The sequence below is a fragment of the Telluria sp. ZB2R32 genome (genome assembly GCF_059685715.1).
The window spans coordinates 48,344-64,728 of record NZ_JCASIG010000005.1; the positions used below are offsets into that span (position 1 = coordinate 48,344).

General features: G+C 66.0%; 14 protein-coding genes. 2 read left to right on the forward strand and 12 right to left on the reverse strand.

All coding sequences use genetic code 11. The features are described from left to right. Both AC56LG_RS15425 and AC56LG_RS15430 read left to right on the forward strand, forming a co-directional pair. Positions 1-741 (forward strand): Mut7-C RNAse domain-containing protein, encoded by a 741-nt coding sequence (locus tag AC56LG_RS15425; RefSeq protein ID WP_497166949.1) that lies wholly within the window; start codon positions 1-3, stop codon positions 739-741. Beyond that, the gene (locus AC56LG_RS15430) at positions 738-1,151 is read left to right on the forward strand and encodes a hypothetical protein (RefSeq protein WP_497166950.1); all 414 of its coding nucleotides are present in this window, start codon (positions 738-740) and stop codon (positions 1,149-1,151) included. The genes AC56LG_RS15425 and AC56LG_RS15430 overlap by 4 nt, the downstream gene beginning before the upstream one ends. 111 nt (positions 1,152-1,262) lie before the next feature. Here the strand turns inward: AC56LG_RS15430 and AC56LG_RS15435 are convergent, their stop codons facing one another. From AC56LG_RS15435 to AC56LG_RS15490, 12 genes are all read right to left on the reverse strand, one after another. Next, a complete protein-coding gene (locus AC56LG_RS15435) occupies positions 1,263-2,273 on the reverse strand; it encodes a PEP-CTERM sorting domain-containing protein (protein WP_497166951.1) in 1,011 nt (336 codons plus the stop codon). A gap of 216 nt (positions 2,274-2,489) precedes the next feature. After that, positions 2,490-2,810 carry a hypothetical protein gene (locus AC56LG_RS15440; protein WP_497166952.1) on the reverse strand — a complete coding sequence of 107 codons (321 nt, stop codon included), beginning with the start codon at positions 2,808-2,810 and terminating at the stop codon, positions 2,490-2,492. Between the two features lie 25 nt (positions 2,811-2,835). Continuing rightward, on the reverse strand, positions 2,836-3,747 hold the full coding sequence (locus tag AC56LG_RS15445; RefSeq protein WP_497166953.1) for an EamA family transporter: 912 nt from the start codon (positions 3,745-3,747) through the stop codon (positions 2,836-2,838). 1 nt (position 3,748) lies between these two features. Continuing rightward, positions 3,749-4,477, reverse strand: a complete 729-nt coding sequence (locus AC56LG_RS15450; protein ID WP_497166954.1) for an ABC transporter ATP-binding protein — start codon at positions 4,475-4,477, stop codon at positions 3,749-3,751. Positions 4,478-4,486: 9 nt separating this feature from the next. Continuing rightward, the gene (locus AC56LG_RS15455; protein ID WP_497166955.1) at positions 4,487-6,439 is read right to left on the reverse strand and encodes a branched-chain amino acid ABC transporter ATP-binding protein/permease; all 1,953 of its coding nucleotides are present in this window, start codon (positions 6,437-6,439) and stop codon (positions 4,487-4,489) included. A 3-nt stretch (positions 6,440-6,442) separates the two neighbouring features. Next, positions 6,443-7,333: a branched-chain amino acid ABC transporter permease gene (locus tag AC56LG_RS15460; RefSeq protein ID WP_497166956.1), complete on the reverse strand. Its 891-nt coding sequence runs from the start codon at positions 7,331-7,333 to the stop codon at positions 6,443-6,445. Positions 7,334-7,449: 116 nt separating this feature from the next. After that, positions 7,450-8,607 (reverse strand): ABC transporter substrate-binding protein, encoded by a 1,158-nt coding sequence (locus AC56LG_RS15465; protein ID WP_497166957.1) that lies wholly within the window; start codon positions 8,605-8,607, stop codon positions 7,450-7,452. A gap of 263 nt (positions 8,608-8,870) precedes the next feature. After that, positions 8,871-9,290 carry a hypothetical protein gene (locus AC56LG_RS15470; RefSeq protein ID WP_497166958.1) on the reverse strand — a complete coding sequence of 140 codons (420 nt, stop codon included), beginning with the start codon at positions 9,288-9,290 and terminating at the stop codon, positions 8,871-8,873. A gap of 100 nt (positions 9,291-9,390) precedes the next feature. Next, positions 9,391-10,689, reverse strand: coding sequence for an SGNH/GDSL hydrolase family protein (locus AC56LG_RS15475; protein WP_497166959.1), 1,299 nt, complete (start codon positions 10,687-10,689; stop codon positions 9,391-9,393). A 335-nt stretch (positions 10,690-11,024) separates the two neighbouring features. Beyond that, positions 11,025-11,873 (reverse strand): phosphoserine phosphatase SerB, encoded by an 849-nt coding sequence (gene serB, locus AC56LG_RS15480; RefSeq protein WP_497166960.1) that lies wholly within the window; start codon positions 11,871-11,873, stop codon positions 11,025-11,027. Between the two features lie 7 nt (positions 11,874-11,880). Beyond that, on the reverse strand, positions 11,881-15,339 hold the full coding sequence (gene mfd, locus AC56LG_RS15485) for a transcription-repair coupling factor (RefSeq protein ID WP_497166961.1): 3,459 nt from the start codon (positions 15,337-15,339) through the stop codon (positions 11,881-11,883). 85 nt (positions 15,340-15,424) lie between these two features. Continuing rightward, the gene (locus tag AC56LG_RS15490) at positions 15,425-16,291 is read right to left on the reverse strand and encodes a DMT family transporter (protein ID WP_497166962.1); all 867 of its coding nucleotides are present in this window, start codon (positions 16,289-16,291) and stop codon (positions 15,425-15,427) included. Between the last annotated feature and the right edge of the window lie 94 nt (positions 16,292-16,385).

Sequence of the window (16,385 nt, forward strand, 5' to 3'; positions counted from 1 at the left end):
ATGGTCACGGCCACCTTCCGCTTTTACGACGAATTGAACAGCTTCCTGCCGCGCGAACGGCGCGAGCAGGCCTTCGCGACGGATTGCGCACGTGCCGCCACGACCAAGCACATGATCGAGGCGCTGGGCGTGCCGCATACCGAGGTCGGGCGCCTGCTGGTGAATGGCGAAGCGGGCAGTTTCGAGCGCTTGCTGGAAGAGGGCGACACGGTCGCGGCCCATCCGCAGCGCGCCGACACCCTGGGCCCGCGCTGTTTTGTCGCCGACGCCCATCTCGGCGCCCTGGCGCGGCTGCTGCGCATGGCCGGCTTCGATACGCTCTACGACAACGGTTACCGCAACGAAGAAATCGTCGAGATCGCCGGCCGCGAGGGCCGCACCGTCCTCACGCGCGACCGCGAACTGCTCAAGCGGCGCGAGGTCGACCACGGCTGCTACCTGCACACGATCGCGCCGCAGGCGCAGTTGCGCGAACTGTCGGCGCGGCTCGCGCTGGCGCCGCTGGCGCGCCCATTCACGCGCTGCCTGCATTGCAACCTGCCGCTGCGGCCGGTCGCCAAGGCCGAGGTGTTCGAGCGCCTGCCGGAATCCGTGCGTCTGATCCACGACGAGTTCACTACCTGCGACGCCTGCGCGCGCGTGTTCTGGAAAGGGTCGCACCACACGCGGATGCTGGCGATGCTGGACGGCGCGATTGGGCTAGAATCGTCGCTAACTCCTTCTGCGAGCGAGAACGCGTGAACGCTTCCTTGCCCCTGCTGTCGTTTCCCGTCCGTGCCGAGTGTCCGCCCGGCGCCTGCGTCTGCGGGCGCGAGCGCCTGATCCTCGATCCGGACGGCGACGTGCGCCCGCTGGCGATCGACAGCAAGCAGGAGCAGCGGCTCATCGAACGCATCGAACGGATCGACAGCTACGCCGACCTGCGCCACGTGCAGGAACTGATCCGCAAGAACATCGGCGCCGAGCTGCGCATCGAACCCGGACCGAAGGAAGTGCGCACGCTGCGCGGCATCATCATCGTGCTCGAGGAAAAGCCGGGCCTGTGCAAGAAGGTGCGCCAGTCGGTGCCGGCGGCAGTGCGCAAACGGCTGCAGGAAAAGCCGGAAATCGCATACGCGATTCTCGATGCCGGCAACCTGTTCGGCGTTTAGTAGGTGGGCACTCGTACCCACGCGGTGCGGCGTATGCTGGTCGAAAATGCATTTCGATTGATAATCCTGTAGCCCGCGCAGGCACAAGTGCCTTTCGCGGCCCGGCCCACCCTACAGATCCTGGGCCCGGCGGCGTAGCCGCAGCATCACTGCCAACGCAATCGCCGCCAGCCATGGGGTCGCCGGCTCGGGCACGTCGGCCGGCGGCGGCAGGTCCAGCGGTGGATTGGGCGGCGGCACTGGCTGGATCGGGTCCGGTTGCGGGACCAGATCGGGCGGCACGTCCACCCAGCCCGACAGCGGCGGCGGCGACGCAAACGTGATCACCGGCGTCTCCGGCGTCTCCGGCGTCTCGGTGAATTGCGGCGGCACGCCCGGCCAGCCGAACGAGGGCCGGGGCATGCCCGGCGGACGCTCGAAGGCGAGCGGCGGCCTGCTGCGATCCGGGGTGTGCGGGACGGGATTGTCGCTGTCCGGCCACACCGGCCGGAACGACTGCCCCGGCAGGTCGACTTCCGGCGCGGGCGCGTCGACGAAGGCAATCTCGCCTTCGGTGTCGATGCCATGGTCGTCGACCACTTCCTCGAGCGATTCCGGGGTCGGGCCATGCGGCTCGACCGGAAAGCGCGGCACGTCCGAGATGCGGTTGGCGCAGCGGGCGCGCATCTCGTTGCGGCCATCGGTGAGCAGGGTTTCGCCCGCTTTCAGCGTGGTCTTCTTTGCCGTCCAGTACACCGTGTCGCCCTTGCGGTAAGACACGTGGACGGCGCGCGGCTGCGTCACCGTGACCGCACGCGCGTGCTGCACGTCGAAGCCGGCATAGTGGGCCGCAACGACGCGGTCGCCGCGCACGGCATCCGCCAGTTCGGCGCCGTTCGCCGCGCCGCCGGGCACGATCGAATAGCGGTACACGCGCCGCGCCGATGGGCTGTCCGAACGCGTGGCCGCGGCATTATTCTGCAGCGCCTGCGCGAGTGCCGCCGGGGCTACCGGTGCGCGCTCCGGGACCACCGCGAACGCCAGCGCGCATGCCGCGAGGACGGCGAATGCGCCGCCCGCCAGCCGTCGGCGCAGACGTTTGCGTTGCTCGATGCGAAGGGCAGATGGGTAAGAACGGTCCATGTGCAATGGGGTGTAGGAACGGTCCTACAGGGTAAGGCACAGGAAACAGTTAATCCATCACCAATCGTTAAATTCGGCATTTCTTGTCGTTTCGTTACGCAAATTCGTGGGCAAAACGCGACGAAAATGCGTTAAATTGACGATGGGAAATGTAAAATGATGACAGGAAAGTTGACGCAAGGCACCAAGTTGTGGCTAGCCGCATGCGTATGCCGCTTACATTTTCATCAGGTATTTCAGCACGAAACCGGCGATCAGCAGCCCCGCCATTGCCAGCGACAGCGCGCCGTGCAAGGCATCCGAGCCGACCGACACCTCGCGCGTCATCTCGGCCTTGCTGATCCTGGCCACGCGCGTCAGCACGACCGGGCGCAGCAAGCCCTGGATGCCGAGCGTGATCAGGCCGAGGCCGATCAGCGTCTCGCCGACCAGGCCCTGTGTCAGTCCGCTCCAGACGCCCGCACTGCCGAGGATGACGCCAAACAGGAACCAGAAAAGCCGGGAGCCGGGGTAGCGCGAGAATTTGGAAGTGTCCATGAGATAAGCTGCGGTGAAAGACGCATTATAGCTGCGCAGCGGCAGCGCTTCGCGGTTTCAGGATGACCAGCGCCAGTGACGCCACCACCAGCACGATACCGGCCCACTGCCATGGCGTAACGGCCTCGTCCAGCCCCAGCATCCCGGCCGCGATGCCCACCGGCGGCACCGCGAGCGAAAACGGCGCGACCCGGTTGGCCGGATGGCGTTTCAACAGGCCGGTCCACATCGCATAGCCGAGGATGGTGGCGAACCAGCCGAGATAGGCCATCGATGTCCAGGCGGTGCCCGAGACCGCGCGCCAGTCCCAGCGGGTCGACGGCGGATCGAAGGCGAGCGAGAGCAGCACGAAGGGCAGGATCGGCACCATGCTGCTCCAGACCATGAAGGGCAACACGTCGAACTGCGGGGTGCCGCGCTGGGCGATGCGCACGACGATGTTCGAGGCGGCCCACATCGCGGCCGACGCCACGCTCAGCAGGAATCCCGTGAGCGTGACCGCCGAGCCGCGGCCGAGCGCATCGACGCACAGGCAGGCCAGGCCGAGGGCGGCGATGCCCATGGCGGCCTGCAGCCGGCCACCAACCGGTTCCTTCAGGAGGAACCACGCGAACAGCGCCGTGAAAAACACCTGCATCTGCAGCATCACCGGCGCCAGCGAGGCGGACATGCCCGCGCGCAGTGCCAGGAACAGCAGGCCGAACTGGCCGACGCCCTGGAACAGGCCGTACAGGATGACCCAGCGTGGCGCCAATTTCGGCGGGCGCACGAAGAGGACCAGCGGCAGCAGCGCGAACAGGTAGCGCCCGGCGCCGAGCTGGAAGGGCGTCACTTCGCGCAGGCCCAGCTTCATGGCCACGAAGTTGGTGCCCCAGACGACGACCACGCACAGCGCCGCCGCGTAGTCGCGCCCCTGCAAGGCACCCGATTCGCTCATCTCAGTGCGCGTGCCCGCCACCCAGGTAAGCCGCCACGACCTTCGGATCGTTCTTCAAACTATCGGCCGCGCCATGCACCGAGATCCGGCCATTTTCCAGCACGTAGCCGTAATCGGCCACGTTCAGGGCGGCAGCCGCGAACTGCTCGACCAGCAGCATGGTCACGCCTTCGCTTTTCAAACGGGTGATGATGCGGAACACCTCTTCGACCAGGATCGGCGCCAGGCCCATCGACGGTTCGTCGAGCAGCACCACGTCCGGGTTGAGCATCACCGCGCGTGCCATCGCCAGCATCTGCTGCTCGCCGCCGGAGAGCGTGCCCGCCAGCTGGTTGCGCCGTTCCTTCAGGCGCGGGAACAGGTCCATCGCCTTGTCGAGGTCGCGCTGGACGTCGCCTTTCGGCCGGGCGCGCGTAAAGCGCGGAAAGGCGCCGAGCAGCAAATTGTCGGTCACACTCATGGTGGCGAACACGCGCCGCCCTTCCGGCGAGTGGGCGAGACCGGCGCGCGCGATGCGGTGCGAGTCGAGGCCGGTGATGTCCTTGTCGCCGAGCGTGATGCTGCCGGCCTTCGGCTTGATCATGCCCGAGATGGCGCGCATGGTGGTGGTCTTGCCGGCGCCGTTGGAACCGATCAGGGTGACCAGCTTGCCTTGCGGGACCTCGAGCGAGATGCCGTGCAAGACCTGCACCTTGCCATAGGCCGCTTCCAGGTTCTGGATCTTTAACATGGTCTCTCCTTAATGTGCGGCTGCGGTCGATGTGGGCGCTTCGCTGGCGCCGCCCAGGTAGGCTTCGATCACTTTCGGGTCGGCCTGCACGGCGGCGGGCAGCCCCTCGGCGATCTTCTGGCCGAAGTCGAGCACGGTGACCGTGTCCGAGATCGACATCACAACGTCCATGTGGTGTTCGATCAGGATGATGGTGATGCCGTGGTCGCGGATCTTGCGGATGATCGCCATCAGTTCGCGGATGTCGGGCGCGGTCAGGCCGGCGGCCGGTTCGTCGAGCAGCAGCAGTTGCGGGTTCAGGCCGAGCGCGCGGCCGATTTCCAGCAGGCGCTGCTTGCCGTAGGGAAGGTTGCGCGCTTCCTCGTCGGCCAGGTCGGACAACCCCACGAATTCCAGGATCGCCGCCGCGCGCCTTCTTGCCGCCGCTTCCTCGCGGCGCTGGCGCGGCGACGCCACCATGGCGTCGAACACGGTCGAACGGAAGGTATGGTGCAGGCCGACCAGCACGTTTTCGGTGGCGGTCATCTCGCCGAACAGTTGTACGTTCTGGAAGGTGCGCGCAATGCCGCCCAGCGCGATCTGCGACGGCGTGCGTCCGCTGATCGGCTGGCCGGCGAAGACGACGCCGCCCGCGGTCGGCTTGTAGATGCCGGTCAGGACGTTCATCATCGTGCTCTTGCCCGAGCCGTTCGGCCCGATCAGGCCATGCACCGACCCGCGCGCCACGTGCAGGTCGACCTGGTTCAGGGCTTTCAGGCCGCCGAACTGCATCAGGATCTGCTCGGCGCGCAGCAGGTCGCCGCCTGCCGTGCCCTTGGCCACGCCTTCGAAGGCATCGGTGGCGGCGTCGCGGCCGACCGCGCGCACGTGTTCCTTGCGCCGGCCCAGCAGCTGGCGGAAGAAGCCGACGATCCCGTCCTGCAGGTAGTAGACGACGAACAGCGTCATCAGGCCGAAGATGGTCAGGCGCCAGTCGACCATGTTCTCGATCCGGTACGACCAGAACGCGAGACCGATGGTGGCCACCACCGGCACCAGCACCTTGCGCGGCGTCGAGCGGCCTTTCGCCAGCGCCAGCGCCGCGCCGATCACGCCCAGCACGGCGGCGGCCACCGCGATCCGGCGGAACAGCGCGATGTCGGACAGCAGGCTGGGCAGCATGACGACGATGATCGCGCCGAGGATGACGCCGGTGCGGGTCTTGCGCCCGCCCATGATCACCGCCAGCAGGAACAGGATGGTCAGTTCGAAGTTGTAGGTGTTCGGCGAAATGTACTGCTCCGAATACGCGTACAGGCTGCCCGCCAGGCCGGCGAAACCGGCGCTGATCACGAACGCGTACACTTTATAGCGGTACACCGACACGCCCATGCAGTCGGACGCGATCGGGCTGTCGCGCAGCGCCTCGAAGGCGCGCCCGATGTTCGATTTCAGCAGCCGGTGCACCACCACCAGCGACAGCACCATGAACACGGCGACCATGTAGTAGTACTCGGTCTCGGTCAGTTCCTTGCCCAGCAGGTGCGGCTTCGGTACCGTGATGCCCATCGGCCCTTCGGTGAGGAAGGTCATCTCGTTGATCAGGATTTGCACGATGGTGCCGAAGGCGAGCGTGACCATGGCCAGGTAGGGGCCGGTCACGCGCAGCGCCGGCAGCGCCAGCACCGCGCCGAACAGGGCGGCGATGCCGATACTGGCGGGTATCGCCAGGAACCAGGGCGCGCCCAGCTTCATCACCAGCACGCCGGTGACGTAGGAGCCGACGCCGAACAGGCCGGCGTGGCCGAGCGAGACCTGGCCGGTGTAGCCGACCACGATGTCGAGGCCAAACAGCAGGATCGCGTAGATCAGGATGGTTTCGGCCAGGTGGATGTAATACGGGTTGGTGAACACGTGCGGGAACGCGGCCAGCACGACCAGGCCCAGTACGCTGGCGATCAGGAGCGGTTTCGATTTGGTCATGGGTCAGACTTTCTTGATCGCGGCTTTGCCGAACAGGCCTGACGGCTTGATGGCGAGAACCAGCAGCAGCAGGATCAGGCCCGGCACTTCCTTGTAGCCGGTCGAGATGTAGTAACCGGTGGCGACTTCGGCGATACCCAGGATCAGGCCGCCGACGATCGCGCCCAGGCCGCTGGTCAGTCCGCCGATGATGGCCACCGCAAAGGCTTTCAGGCCGAGCGAGGCGCCCATGGTGGCGCTGGTAAGCGTCAGCGGCGCGATCAGGGCGCCGGCAAAGGCCGCCGTGGCCGAGGACAGCGCGTACGAGAAGGTGATCACGCGGCCCGTGTTAATGCCCATCAGGCCGGCCGCGTCGCGGTCGTTCGAGGTGGCCACCACCGCCTTGCCGTAGATCGACTTGCGGTTGAAGATCTCGACCGCCAGCATGATGGCGAGCGCGCCGATGATGACCGCTACCTGCATCGGCTGCACGTTGGCGCCCATGAACTGGAACGGGGTCGAGGACAGCGGCGAGGGGAAGGGCAGCACGTCCTTGCCCCAGATGTTCTCGGCCACGTTCTTGAAGATGATCGCCAGCGCGATGGTCGACATGATCCAGCCGAATTCGGACTTGATCCTGATGGCCGGGCGCACGCCGATCCATTCGACGAACATGCCCTGCAGCGCGCCGAACATGATCACCAGCGGGATCATGATCCAGTAGCTCATGTAGGGGCCGCCGTGGATGCCGCCGACGAACGACAGGCCGACCAGGGCGCCCAGCATGAGCGCTTCGCCCTGGCCGAAATTGAGGGTGCCGGAAGTGGCGAAGGTAAGTTGATAGCCGAACGCGACGACGGCATAGATCATGCCGAGCGCGATTCCGCTGAAGACGAGCTGCAGAAGGATATCCATAGTTTCACCTTGAGGACGTGCGCAGGTCCGGGATGATCCCGGCGCATCCGGTCAACAAGAAAATGGCCAGCCCGGATCAACCCGACTGGCCACGAACAGCGTGCTGTCGCGCTGCCTTACTTGGCGTGGACCACGCGGCCGCCGCGCACTTCGCCGAACACGGTGTTGTTGAAGTTGATCGCTTCGTGGTCGGTCTTGGTGTACGGCTTGTCGTAGGTGGTGACGACGCCTTCGACCTTGGTATTCAGGTTTTCCAGCGCGGCGACGATCTTCGGTCCTTCGGTGGAATTGGCCTGCTTCATGGCCGCGGCCAGCAGGTAGATCGAATCGTAGCCCTGGGCGGCGGAGACGGCCGACGGCATGCGTCCGCCCGGCGGGTTGTAGGCTTTTACGTAGGCGTCGATGAAGGCCTTGCGCTTGGGCGTGTTCGGCTCCTGGATAAAGGTTTGCGGCATGCGCGTGCCTTCGCCGTTCTTGCCGGCGTTGTCGACGAAGTTCGCCATCGACAGCGTCCAGCTGCCGATCATCGGCACTTTCCAGCCCAGCTTTTCCATGCCGTTGGCGATCTGCGCCAGCTCGGGGCCGATGCCGTAGGTGAGCACCGCTTCGGCGCCGGCCTGCTTGGCTTTCAAGAGCTGCGAGGTCATGTCGACGTCTTGCAGGTTGTATTTTTCGATGGCGACCGGCTTGATGCCTTTTTTCTCGAGCGCCTTTTCCAGGTCGGCGCGCCCGAGCTGGCCGTAGTTGGTCGAGTCGGCCAGGATCGCGACCTTCTTGAAGCCGCGGCGGGTGATGGCTTCCTCGACGATCATCTGCGACTGGATCTGGTCGCTGGCCGAATTGCGGAACACGAAGTTCACCGGCTGGGTGGCGAATTGCTGGGTGATGATCGAACCGGTGGCGACGTTGTTCATCACCGGGATCTGCGCCTGCTGGTAGAAGCGCTGCGAGGCCTGGGCGACGCCGGTGTTGATGTAGCCGACGGTGGCGACGACGCGTTCCTTGTTGATCAGCTCCTGGGCGATCTGCACGCCGCGTTCGTTCTTCGCTTCGTCGTCGCGCTCGATCAGCTGGATCTTGCGCCCGAGGACGCCGCCGGCGGCATTGATCTCGTTCACGGCCAGCTTGACGCCGTCACGCATCGACACGCCCATCGGCGCCGAGCCGCCGGTGAAGGGGCCGGACACGCCGATCTTGATCGGCTCCTGCGCCATGCCGGACATCGAAAAACCCAGTGCTACTCCTGCAACCAATGCCTTCAACTTGAAATTCATTGCCGTCTCCGTAGTATGTTTTTTGGTCGTGCCGGGACCAGAACCAGGTCATTCAGGTACCATCGACCAACTCATTGTAGGTTAGCAATTGACCAACAGCAAACGATTGCTATGACGCATTGCACAATGCTGCAAACATAAGACTACGTAAGAAACGAGTAAGAAAACCGGCGTATAAAGCCGCAAAAAAAGGCCGCACAGTCTGTGCGGCCTTCCTTTTTGGTTACAACTTTGCCGCAGCGCGGTGCTGCCGGCAACCGGCATTAACGACGACGGTAGCCGCCATGGTGCCTGCCGCCACCGCGGTGGCGATGGCCCCAGCTCTGGCCGAAACTGAAACCCAGGCCGATCGAGACCGGCGGATAATAGTAGGGCTCGTACACCGGGGCGCCGTAGACCGGGACGCCATACACGGGCGTACCGTAGGCGGGCGCGCCGTACACCGGACGGCCGGCGATGACGGGCGCCGGGTTGGTGACGACGGTCGAGCTGGTGACGACGCCGGCATCGCCCGCGCGCTCACCGGTACCGAGCGGCACCGGCGTGACGGAGACGACTTGCCAGCCGTTCGGATCGGCCTGCTGGACGGCGGCACGGGTGCCGTAGTTGGCCGGGCCCGGACCCGGGGTGGCACAGCCGGCCAGGGCGGCCAGCGAAGCAAAGGCAAGAATGAGTTTTTTCATGACGGTCCTCCTGATAACGCCATGATAGTGTCGGAGCGTCCATTTTGGCGCGGAATTACTGTTTGTTACACCTGCGTTCGTTTCGATACGAGGCATGACGCTAGCTCAGCCGCTCGGCGCTGAAGTTGGCGCCCGCGATGAAGGGCGCCAGCGGCATCGCATTCGCAATCGCCTGGTAGCCGGCGTCGCTCGGGTGCAGGTGGTCGCCGCTGTCGTAGGCGGGCAGGACGCGCCCCGGCCGCGCCGGGTCGCGCAGGGCCGCCTCGACGTCGAGCAGGGCATCAAATTCGCCGCTCGCGCGCATCCAGTCGTTGACGGCGCGGCGCACTCGTTCGCGCGCGGCCGTGTAATACACGAAGCCTTCGAAGGGCGGCAGGGTGGCGCCGATGATGGTGATGTCGCGCGCGCCGGCGCGCGAGATCAGCTGGCGGTAGCCGGCGATCAGGTCGCCCGCCGGGATCGGGTTCGAGCCGGAGCTGTAGCAGATGTCGTTGATGCCGATGAACGCCACCAGGAAGCGCGCGCCGCTGGTGGCGAGCACGTCGCGGTCAAAGCGTTCGAGCGCGGCATAGCCGGCCAGCAGCGCGTTGGGATAGTCGGTGAGCAGGGAATTGCCGCTGATCCCGCGGTTGACGATGCCGATGCGCCCCGCCGCGCCCAGCGACGATTGCAGGCGCCGCGCCAGGTAATCGGGCCAGCGCCGGTTGGCGTTCGTGGTGCTGCCCTGGCCGTCGGTGATCGAGTCGCCCAGGGCCACCAGGCAGGGCGCGGCGACGTTGACGTCGACCGCCGTCAGGAAGGGCCAGGACGAGAGCGTGCGCGACACCGGCATCGATACCGTGGAGGTGTAGTCGCCGCCAGTCGAGACGTAGCTGCTCTGCAGCGCCGCGTTGTGCAGCGTGGTGCCCTGCGCGCTGCCGGACAGGTACAGGCTGATGGCGAGGTCTGCCTGCGCCGGCACGACCAGGTCGAGCGCATCGGAAATGGCCGGCGCCCGCGCCGGAATCGTGACCGAACTCGCGCCGCCGAAGCGCAGCTCGCGCAGGGTGCCCTGGTTCACCGCCGCGCCGCTCGTGCGCAGGGCGATGCTGGCGCGGCCGATGCGCAAGGGCGCCGATCCCATTTCATTCGACACGCGGATACGCACCCGGTTGCCGCCGATGCTGGCGCGCACGACCAGGCGCAGGGTCTGGTTCGAATAGGTCACGATGCTGCCTGCCGGCGGCGGCCCGGCCGGCGCCGCGCCCCAGGTGCCGCACCAGCGCACGCCGCTGCCGCTCTGGGCGTGCGCCGGCAAGGCCGGCACGGCAAGCGAAGCCGCCAGCAGGGGGCCGCTTGCCAGGAAGGCGCGCCGGCGTGCGCCGGTGGCAGGGGACGCGGGGGGTGAAACCTTGTTCATGGTATTGCTCCGACAGGCAAGTTGGCGAAACCGGGAGCGCCATGCAGGTGGAATGGCGCAGGGACCAATCTAGCGCCGGGGAGGTCGGCGGTTCAAGGGATGCACGGCACAGGATTTGCGCTAGCGCAGAAATGGATGAGAATCAGACGAGAAGCGCCTTGGGGTTTAGCAATTGTTTGTTTGGTTCAATGCTTTGGAGCAGGCGTAATGCCGCTGTTGTAGGCGGGCATGCCCGCCCTACGTTACGCCGCGGTCCCATGAGCTTGCTACCGGCGGTGGTGCAGTGTAGGGCGGGCATGCCCGCCGAAACCGAAGCGCAGTGTTGGCGCCCGACCTTAAGCCAGCACCGCCAGCACCCCATCCAACCCACTGAAATTGAGGGCCACGTCCGCCTGCGCGCGCACCACCGGCTTGGCCCGAAACGCCACCGACAGCCCGCTCACCGACATCATCCTGAGGTCGTTGGCGCCATCGCCCATCACGATCGCGCGCGAGGTCGGCACGCCCAGTTCGGCGCACACGCGTTGCACGGTGCGCATCTTTTCCTCGGCGTCGACGATGCCGCCCACCACGCGCCCGGTCAGGCGGCCATCCTCGACCTCGAGCAGGTTGGCATGCGCGTAGTCCAGGCCCAGGCGCGTCTTGAGGCGGTCGGTGAAGAAGGTAAAACCACCCGACACCAGCAGCGTCCTGAGGCCGGCCGCCTGTATCGCGGCCAGCATGGTTTCGGCCCCCGACGACAGGCGCAAGCGCTCTTCGTATACGCGTTCGAGCGCCGCCGCTTCCAGCCCGGCCAGCAGGGCCACGCGCCGTGTCAGGCTGGCGGCGAAATCGAGTTCGCCGCGCATCGCCGCTTCCGTGATTTCCGAGACTTGCGCTTTCAGGCCCTGCATGTCGGCGATCTCGTCGATGCATTCGATCGTGATCAGGGTCGAGTCCATGTCCATCGCCACCAGCGCAAAGTCCGCAAGGGTGCGCCCGGCTTCGATGAAGGTCGCGTCGACCTGCGCCGCCAGCGCTGCCGCCTGCACGGCCGCGACCACGCTCGGGGTGCAGGTCACGTCTTCGCAGCGCAAGGCCGTCGCCGACAGTGCCGTCACCCGCATCGGGGCGCAGAGCGCGGCAACAGCATGTAAATCGTCCGCCGCCGCCTGCGGGCCTTGCAATACCAGGTTCTTCGCCATTGTTTTCTTATGCCAGCAGTTGTTTGATCGTTTGCTTCACCTGCAGCACGCGCGCCGCCAGATCGGGCATGGCGGCGGTGATGCGCAGCTTGTCCTGGCCGGCCAGCTTGATGTGGCGGTTCTTCTGGATCAGCGTGATGATGCGGACCGGGTCGATCGGCGGCTGTTCCATGAATTGAAGACTTGCCGCTTCGCTGTGCGCATCGATCTTGACGATACCGACGGTTTTCGCCGCGATGCGCAGGCGGTGCGTTTCGATCAGCGCCTTCACCTGCTCGGGGAGTTTACCGAAGCGGTCGATCAACTCTTCCTGCATGTCGTCGATCTTGCCCTGGCTTTCGCAGTTGGCCAGGCGCTTGTAGATCGACAGGCGCTCGTGCACGTCGCCGCAGAAGTCGGCCGGCAGCAGGGCCGGCACGTGCAGGTTGATCTCGGTGGTGGCCGACAGGGGGGCCGTCAAATCCGGCTCCTTGCCCGCTTTCAGCGAACGCACGGCTTCGTTGAGCATGTCCGAATACAGCTGGAAGCCGATTTCCAGCATCTCGCCCGACTGGTTCTCGCCCAGCACCTCGCCGGCGCCGCGGATTTCGAGGTCGTGCATGGCCAGATAAAAGCCGCTGCCCAGTTCTTCCATCGCCTGGATCGCATCGAGCCGGCGCTGCGCCTGCTTGGTCAGGTTCTGCACGTCGTTCACCAGTAAATACGCATAGGCCTGGTGGTGCGAGCGGCCGACCCGGCCGCGCAGCTGGTGCAGCTGGGCCAGGCCGAATTTATCCGCGCGGTGCATGATGATCGTGTTCGCGGTCGGCACGTCGATGCCGGTCTCGATGATGGTCGTGCACAGCAGGATGTTGAAGCGCTGCGCCACGAAATCGCGCATCACCTTTTCCAGGTCGCGCTCGTGCATCTGGCCGTGCGCCACCGCGATGCGCGCTTCCGGGAGCAGTTCGCGCAGCATCGAGTAGCGGTTCTCGATGGTCTCGACTTCGTTGTGCAGGAAGTAGATCTGGCCGCCGCGCTTCAGTTCGCGCAGGCAGGCCTCCCTGATGACGGAGCCGTCTTCGCTGCGCACGAACGTCTTGATCGCCAGGCGTTTTTGCGGCGCGGTGGCGATGATCGAAAAATCGCGCAAGCCTTCCAGCGCCATGCCCAGCGTGCGCGGGATCGGCGTCGCCGTCAGCGTCAGCACGTCGACTTCCGCGCGCAGGGCTTTCAGCGCTTCCTTCTGGCGCACGCCGAAACGGTGTTCCTCGTCGATGATCACCAGCCCCAGGCGCGTGAACTTCACGTCCGGCGACAAGAGTTTATGGGTGCCGATCACGATGTCGAGCGTGCCGTCGGCCATGCCCTTGATCGCGTTGTTGATTTCCTTGCCGGTCCGGAAGCGCGAGAGTTCGGCGATCTTCACCGGCCAGTCGGCGAAGCGGTCGGCGAAGGTCTGCGCATGCTGCTCGGCCAGCAGCGTGGTCGGCGCCAGGATCGCGACCTGCTTGCCGCCCATGACGGCGATGAAGGCCGCGCGCAAGGCGACCTCGGTCTTGCCGAAGCCGACGTCGCCGCAGACCAGCCGGTCCATCGGCCGGCCCGAGGTCATGTCCTTGATGACGTTGGAGATCGCCTCGGCCTGGTCCGGCGTCTCGTCGAAGCCGAAACTCTGGGCGAAGTTCTCGTAGTCGATGCTCGAGTATTCGAAGGAGTGGCCGGTGCGGGCGGCACGGCGCGCATAGAGATTAAGGAGTTCGGCCGCGGTGTCACGCACCTGTTCGGCCGCCTTGCGCTTGGCCTTGTCCCACTGGCCGGAACCGAGCGAATGCAGCGGCGCGTCTTCGGGCGAGGTGCCGGAGTAGCGCGAAATGACGTGCAACTGCGACACGGGGACGTAGAGTTTCGTGTCCTTGGCGTATTCGAGGTGCAGGAACTCGGTTTCGCCTTCGCCCAGGTCCATCGAGATCAGGCCCATGTAGCGGCCGATGCCGTGGTTGATGTGCACCACCGGGTCGCCGATCTTGAGCTCCGACAGGTCGCGCACCATCGATTCGACCTGGCTGGTCGCTTCCTGCTTCTTCTTGCCGGCGCGCCGGCCCGAACCGGCATACAGCTCGGTCTCGGTGACGAAGGCGATGCAGCCGCTCGATTCTTCCAGCAGTTCGAAGCCCGCCTGCAGCGGCGCCACGCCCAGCGCCAGTTTGGCATCGCTGGCACGCATGCCTTCGAAGCCCTCGACCGGGGTGACGTCGAAGTGGTATTCGTTGAAGTACTGCTGCAGGGTTTCGCGGCGGCCGTTCGATTCGGCGCAGATCATCACGCGGCAGCCTGTGCGCGCGATAAAGGCACGCAAATTCGCGAGCGGGTCTTCCAGGCGGCGATTCACCGCGATGTCGGGGATCGGCGCCGACAGCTCCGATGCCGGTGCGTTGGGCTCATTGCCTGTCGGGCGTGCGATGTTCCAGCGTCCGTGCGGCTTCGCAAGGGTGAAGAACTGTTCGTTTGATAAGAACAGTTCGCGCGGCTCGAGCAGCGGCCGTTCGCGGTCGCTCTTCAGGAAGCGGTAGCGCGATTCGGTGTCCGTCCAGAAGCGCGCGATCGCCGCGTCGATGTCGCCCACCAGGGCCAGCGGGCTGTCTTCCGGCAGGTAGTCGAACAGCGTTGCCGTCTCCTCGAAGAACAGCGGCAGGTAGTATTCGATGCCGGCCGAGGCGATGCCGCTGCCGATGTCCTTGTACACCGGCGAGCGCGACGGATCGCCTTCGAATCTTTCGCGCCAGCGGCTGCGGAAGGCCGTGCGCGCCGCTTCGTCCATCGGGAATTCGCGGCCCGGCAGCAGGCGCACTTCGCGCACCGGATACAGCGAGCGCTGGGTGTCGGCGTCAAACGTGCGGATGGTTTCGATCTCGTCGCCGAACAGGTCCAAGCGGTAGGGCAGGGCCGAACCCATCGGGAACAGGTCGATCAGGCCGCCGCGCACCGAGTATTCGCCGGGCGACATCACCTGCGACACGTGCGAGTAGCCGGCCAGGGTCAGCTGGGCTTTCAGTTTCGCTTCGTCGAGCTTTTCGTTCTGGCGGAAGAAGAAGGTGTAGGCGGCCAGGAAGGAGGGCGGGGCCAGGCGCACCAGGGCGGTGGTGGCCGGCACCACCAGCACGTCGCACTGGCCGTTGCAGATTTCGTGCAGCGTCGCCAGGCGTTCGGACACCAGGTCCTGGTGCGGCGAAAAGGCGTCGTAGGGCAGCGTTTCCCAGTCCGGCAGCAGGTGGCAGGACAGTTTGCCGTCGGCGAACCAGGCAATCTCGTCGAGCAGGCGCTGGCCGTCGCTGGCATTGGCGACGATGACGGTCAGGATCCGTTTTTCAGCTTTGAAGGCGAGGCCGGCGACGGCCAGCGCATAGGCATCGGACGAACCGGCCAGGGCGGGCAGGACGAAACGTTGTCCGGGTTTCGGGAGGTGCTTGTTAAGGTCGAAAGGCATGCAGACGTGCGCTTTGTGGATCTGGCCGATGGGTCCTCGATTATAGACGAAGCCACCACGCCATGCCCCGCACGCGACGCCGGTCCTATCGCCGCTTGCCGGCCGCCACCAGCACGCCGCCGAGAATGATGCCGAAGCCGGCCGCATGGTACAGGCGCGGCGCTTCGCCCAGCAGCGGCCAGGCGGCCAGCGTGGCGAACAGCGGGATCAGGTAGACCGAGAGACTGGCGCGCGCCGGACCGGCGATCGCCACCAGGCGGTCGAAGCAGAAATAGGCGCCCAGGCTCGGCACGACGGCGAGGAACGCCAGCGCCATGTACAGGCGCGGATCGCTGAAATTGGCGACGTTGCCGAGCGAGGCTTCGAGCACCGCGAACGGCGCCAGCACGAGCGCGCCGCCGCCGATCAGGGCAGCCAGCTTGACCGTGTTGGGCAGCTTGGGCAGCGGCAGGCGCTTGCCCAGCACCGTGTACAGCGCCCAGCCGCAAGCGGCTACCACTACCCACAGGTCGCCAGTGCCGAAGGCGAAACCGCCCAGCGTGGCGATATCGCCGCGGGTCAGCACCACCAGCACGCCGAGCATGGCGAGCAGCATGCCGCCGGCCTGGCGGCGCGCCAGCGGCGCCTTCCACACCAGGGTTTCGAGCAGCATCACCAGCGCCGGGCAGGCGGCAAAGATGATGGCGATGTTGGCCGCGCTGGTCTGGCGCGCGCCGATGTACTGCGGACCGACGGCCATGCCCATGCCCAGGCCCGCCAGCAGGATCAGGCGCGGGAAGTTGGCCATGATGACGTGGCGCAGCGCCCACAGGCGCGGGCCGGCGATCGGCAGCAGGATCGCAAAGGCCAGCGCCCAGCGGCCAAAGGCGAGGAACAGCGGCGGTAAGCCGGCGCTCTCGGCCCAGCGCGCGACCAGCAGGTTGGCGGCGAACAGGGCCGGGGTGACGAACATGAGCGGCAACTCCGCGTTGGCGGAACCAATAGCTAAATTTCCTGCTCCTGCACGCGAGACTGCTTCTGACACGAAAACTCCGAAATTCGAATGC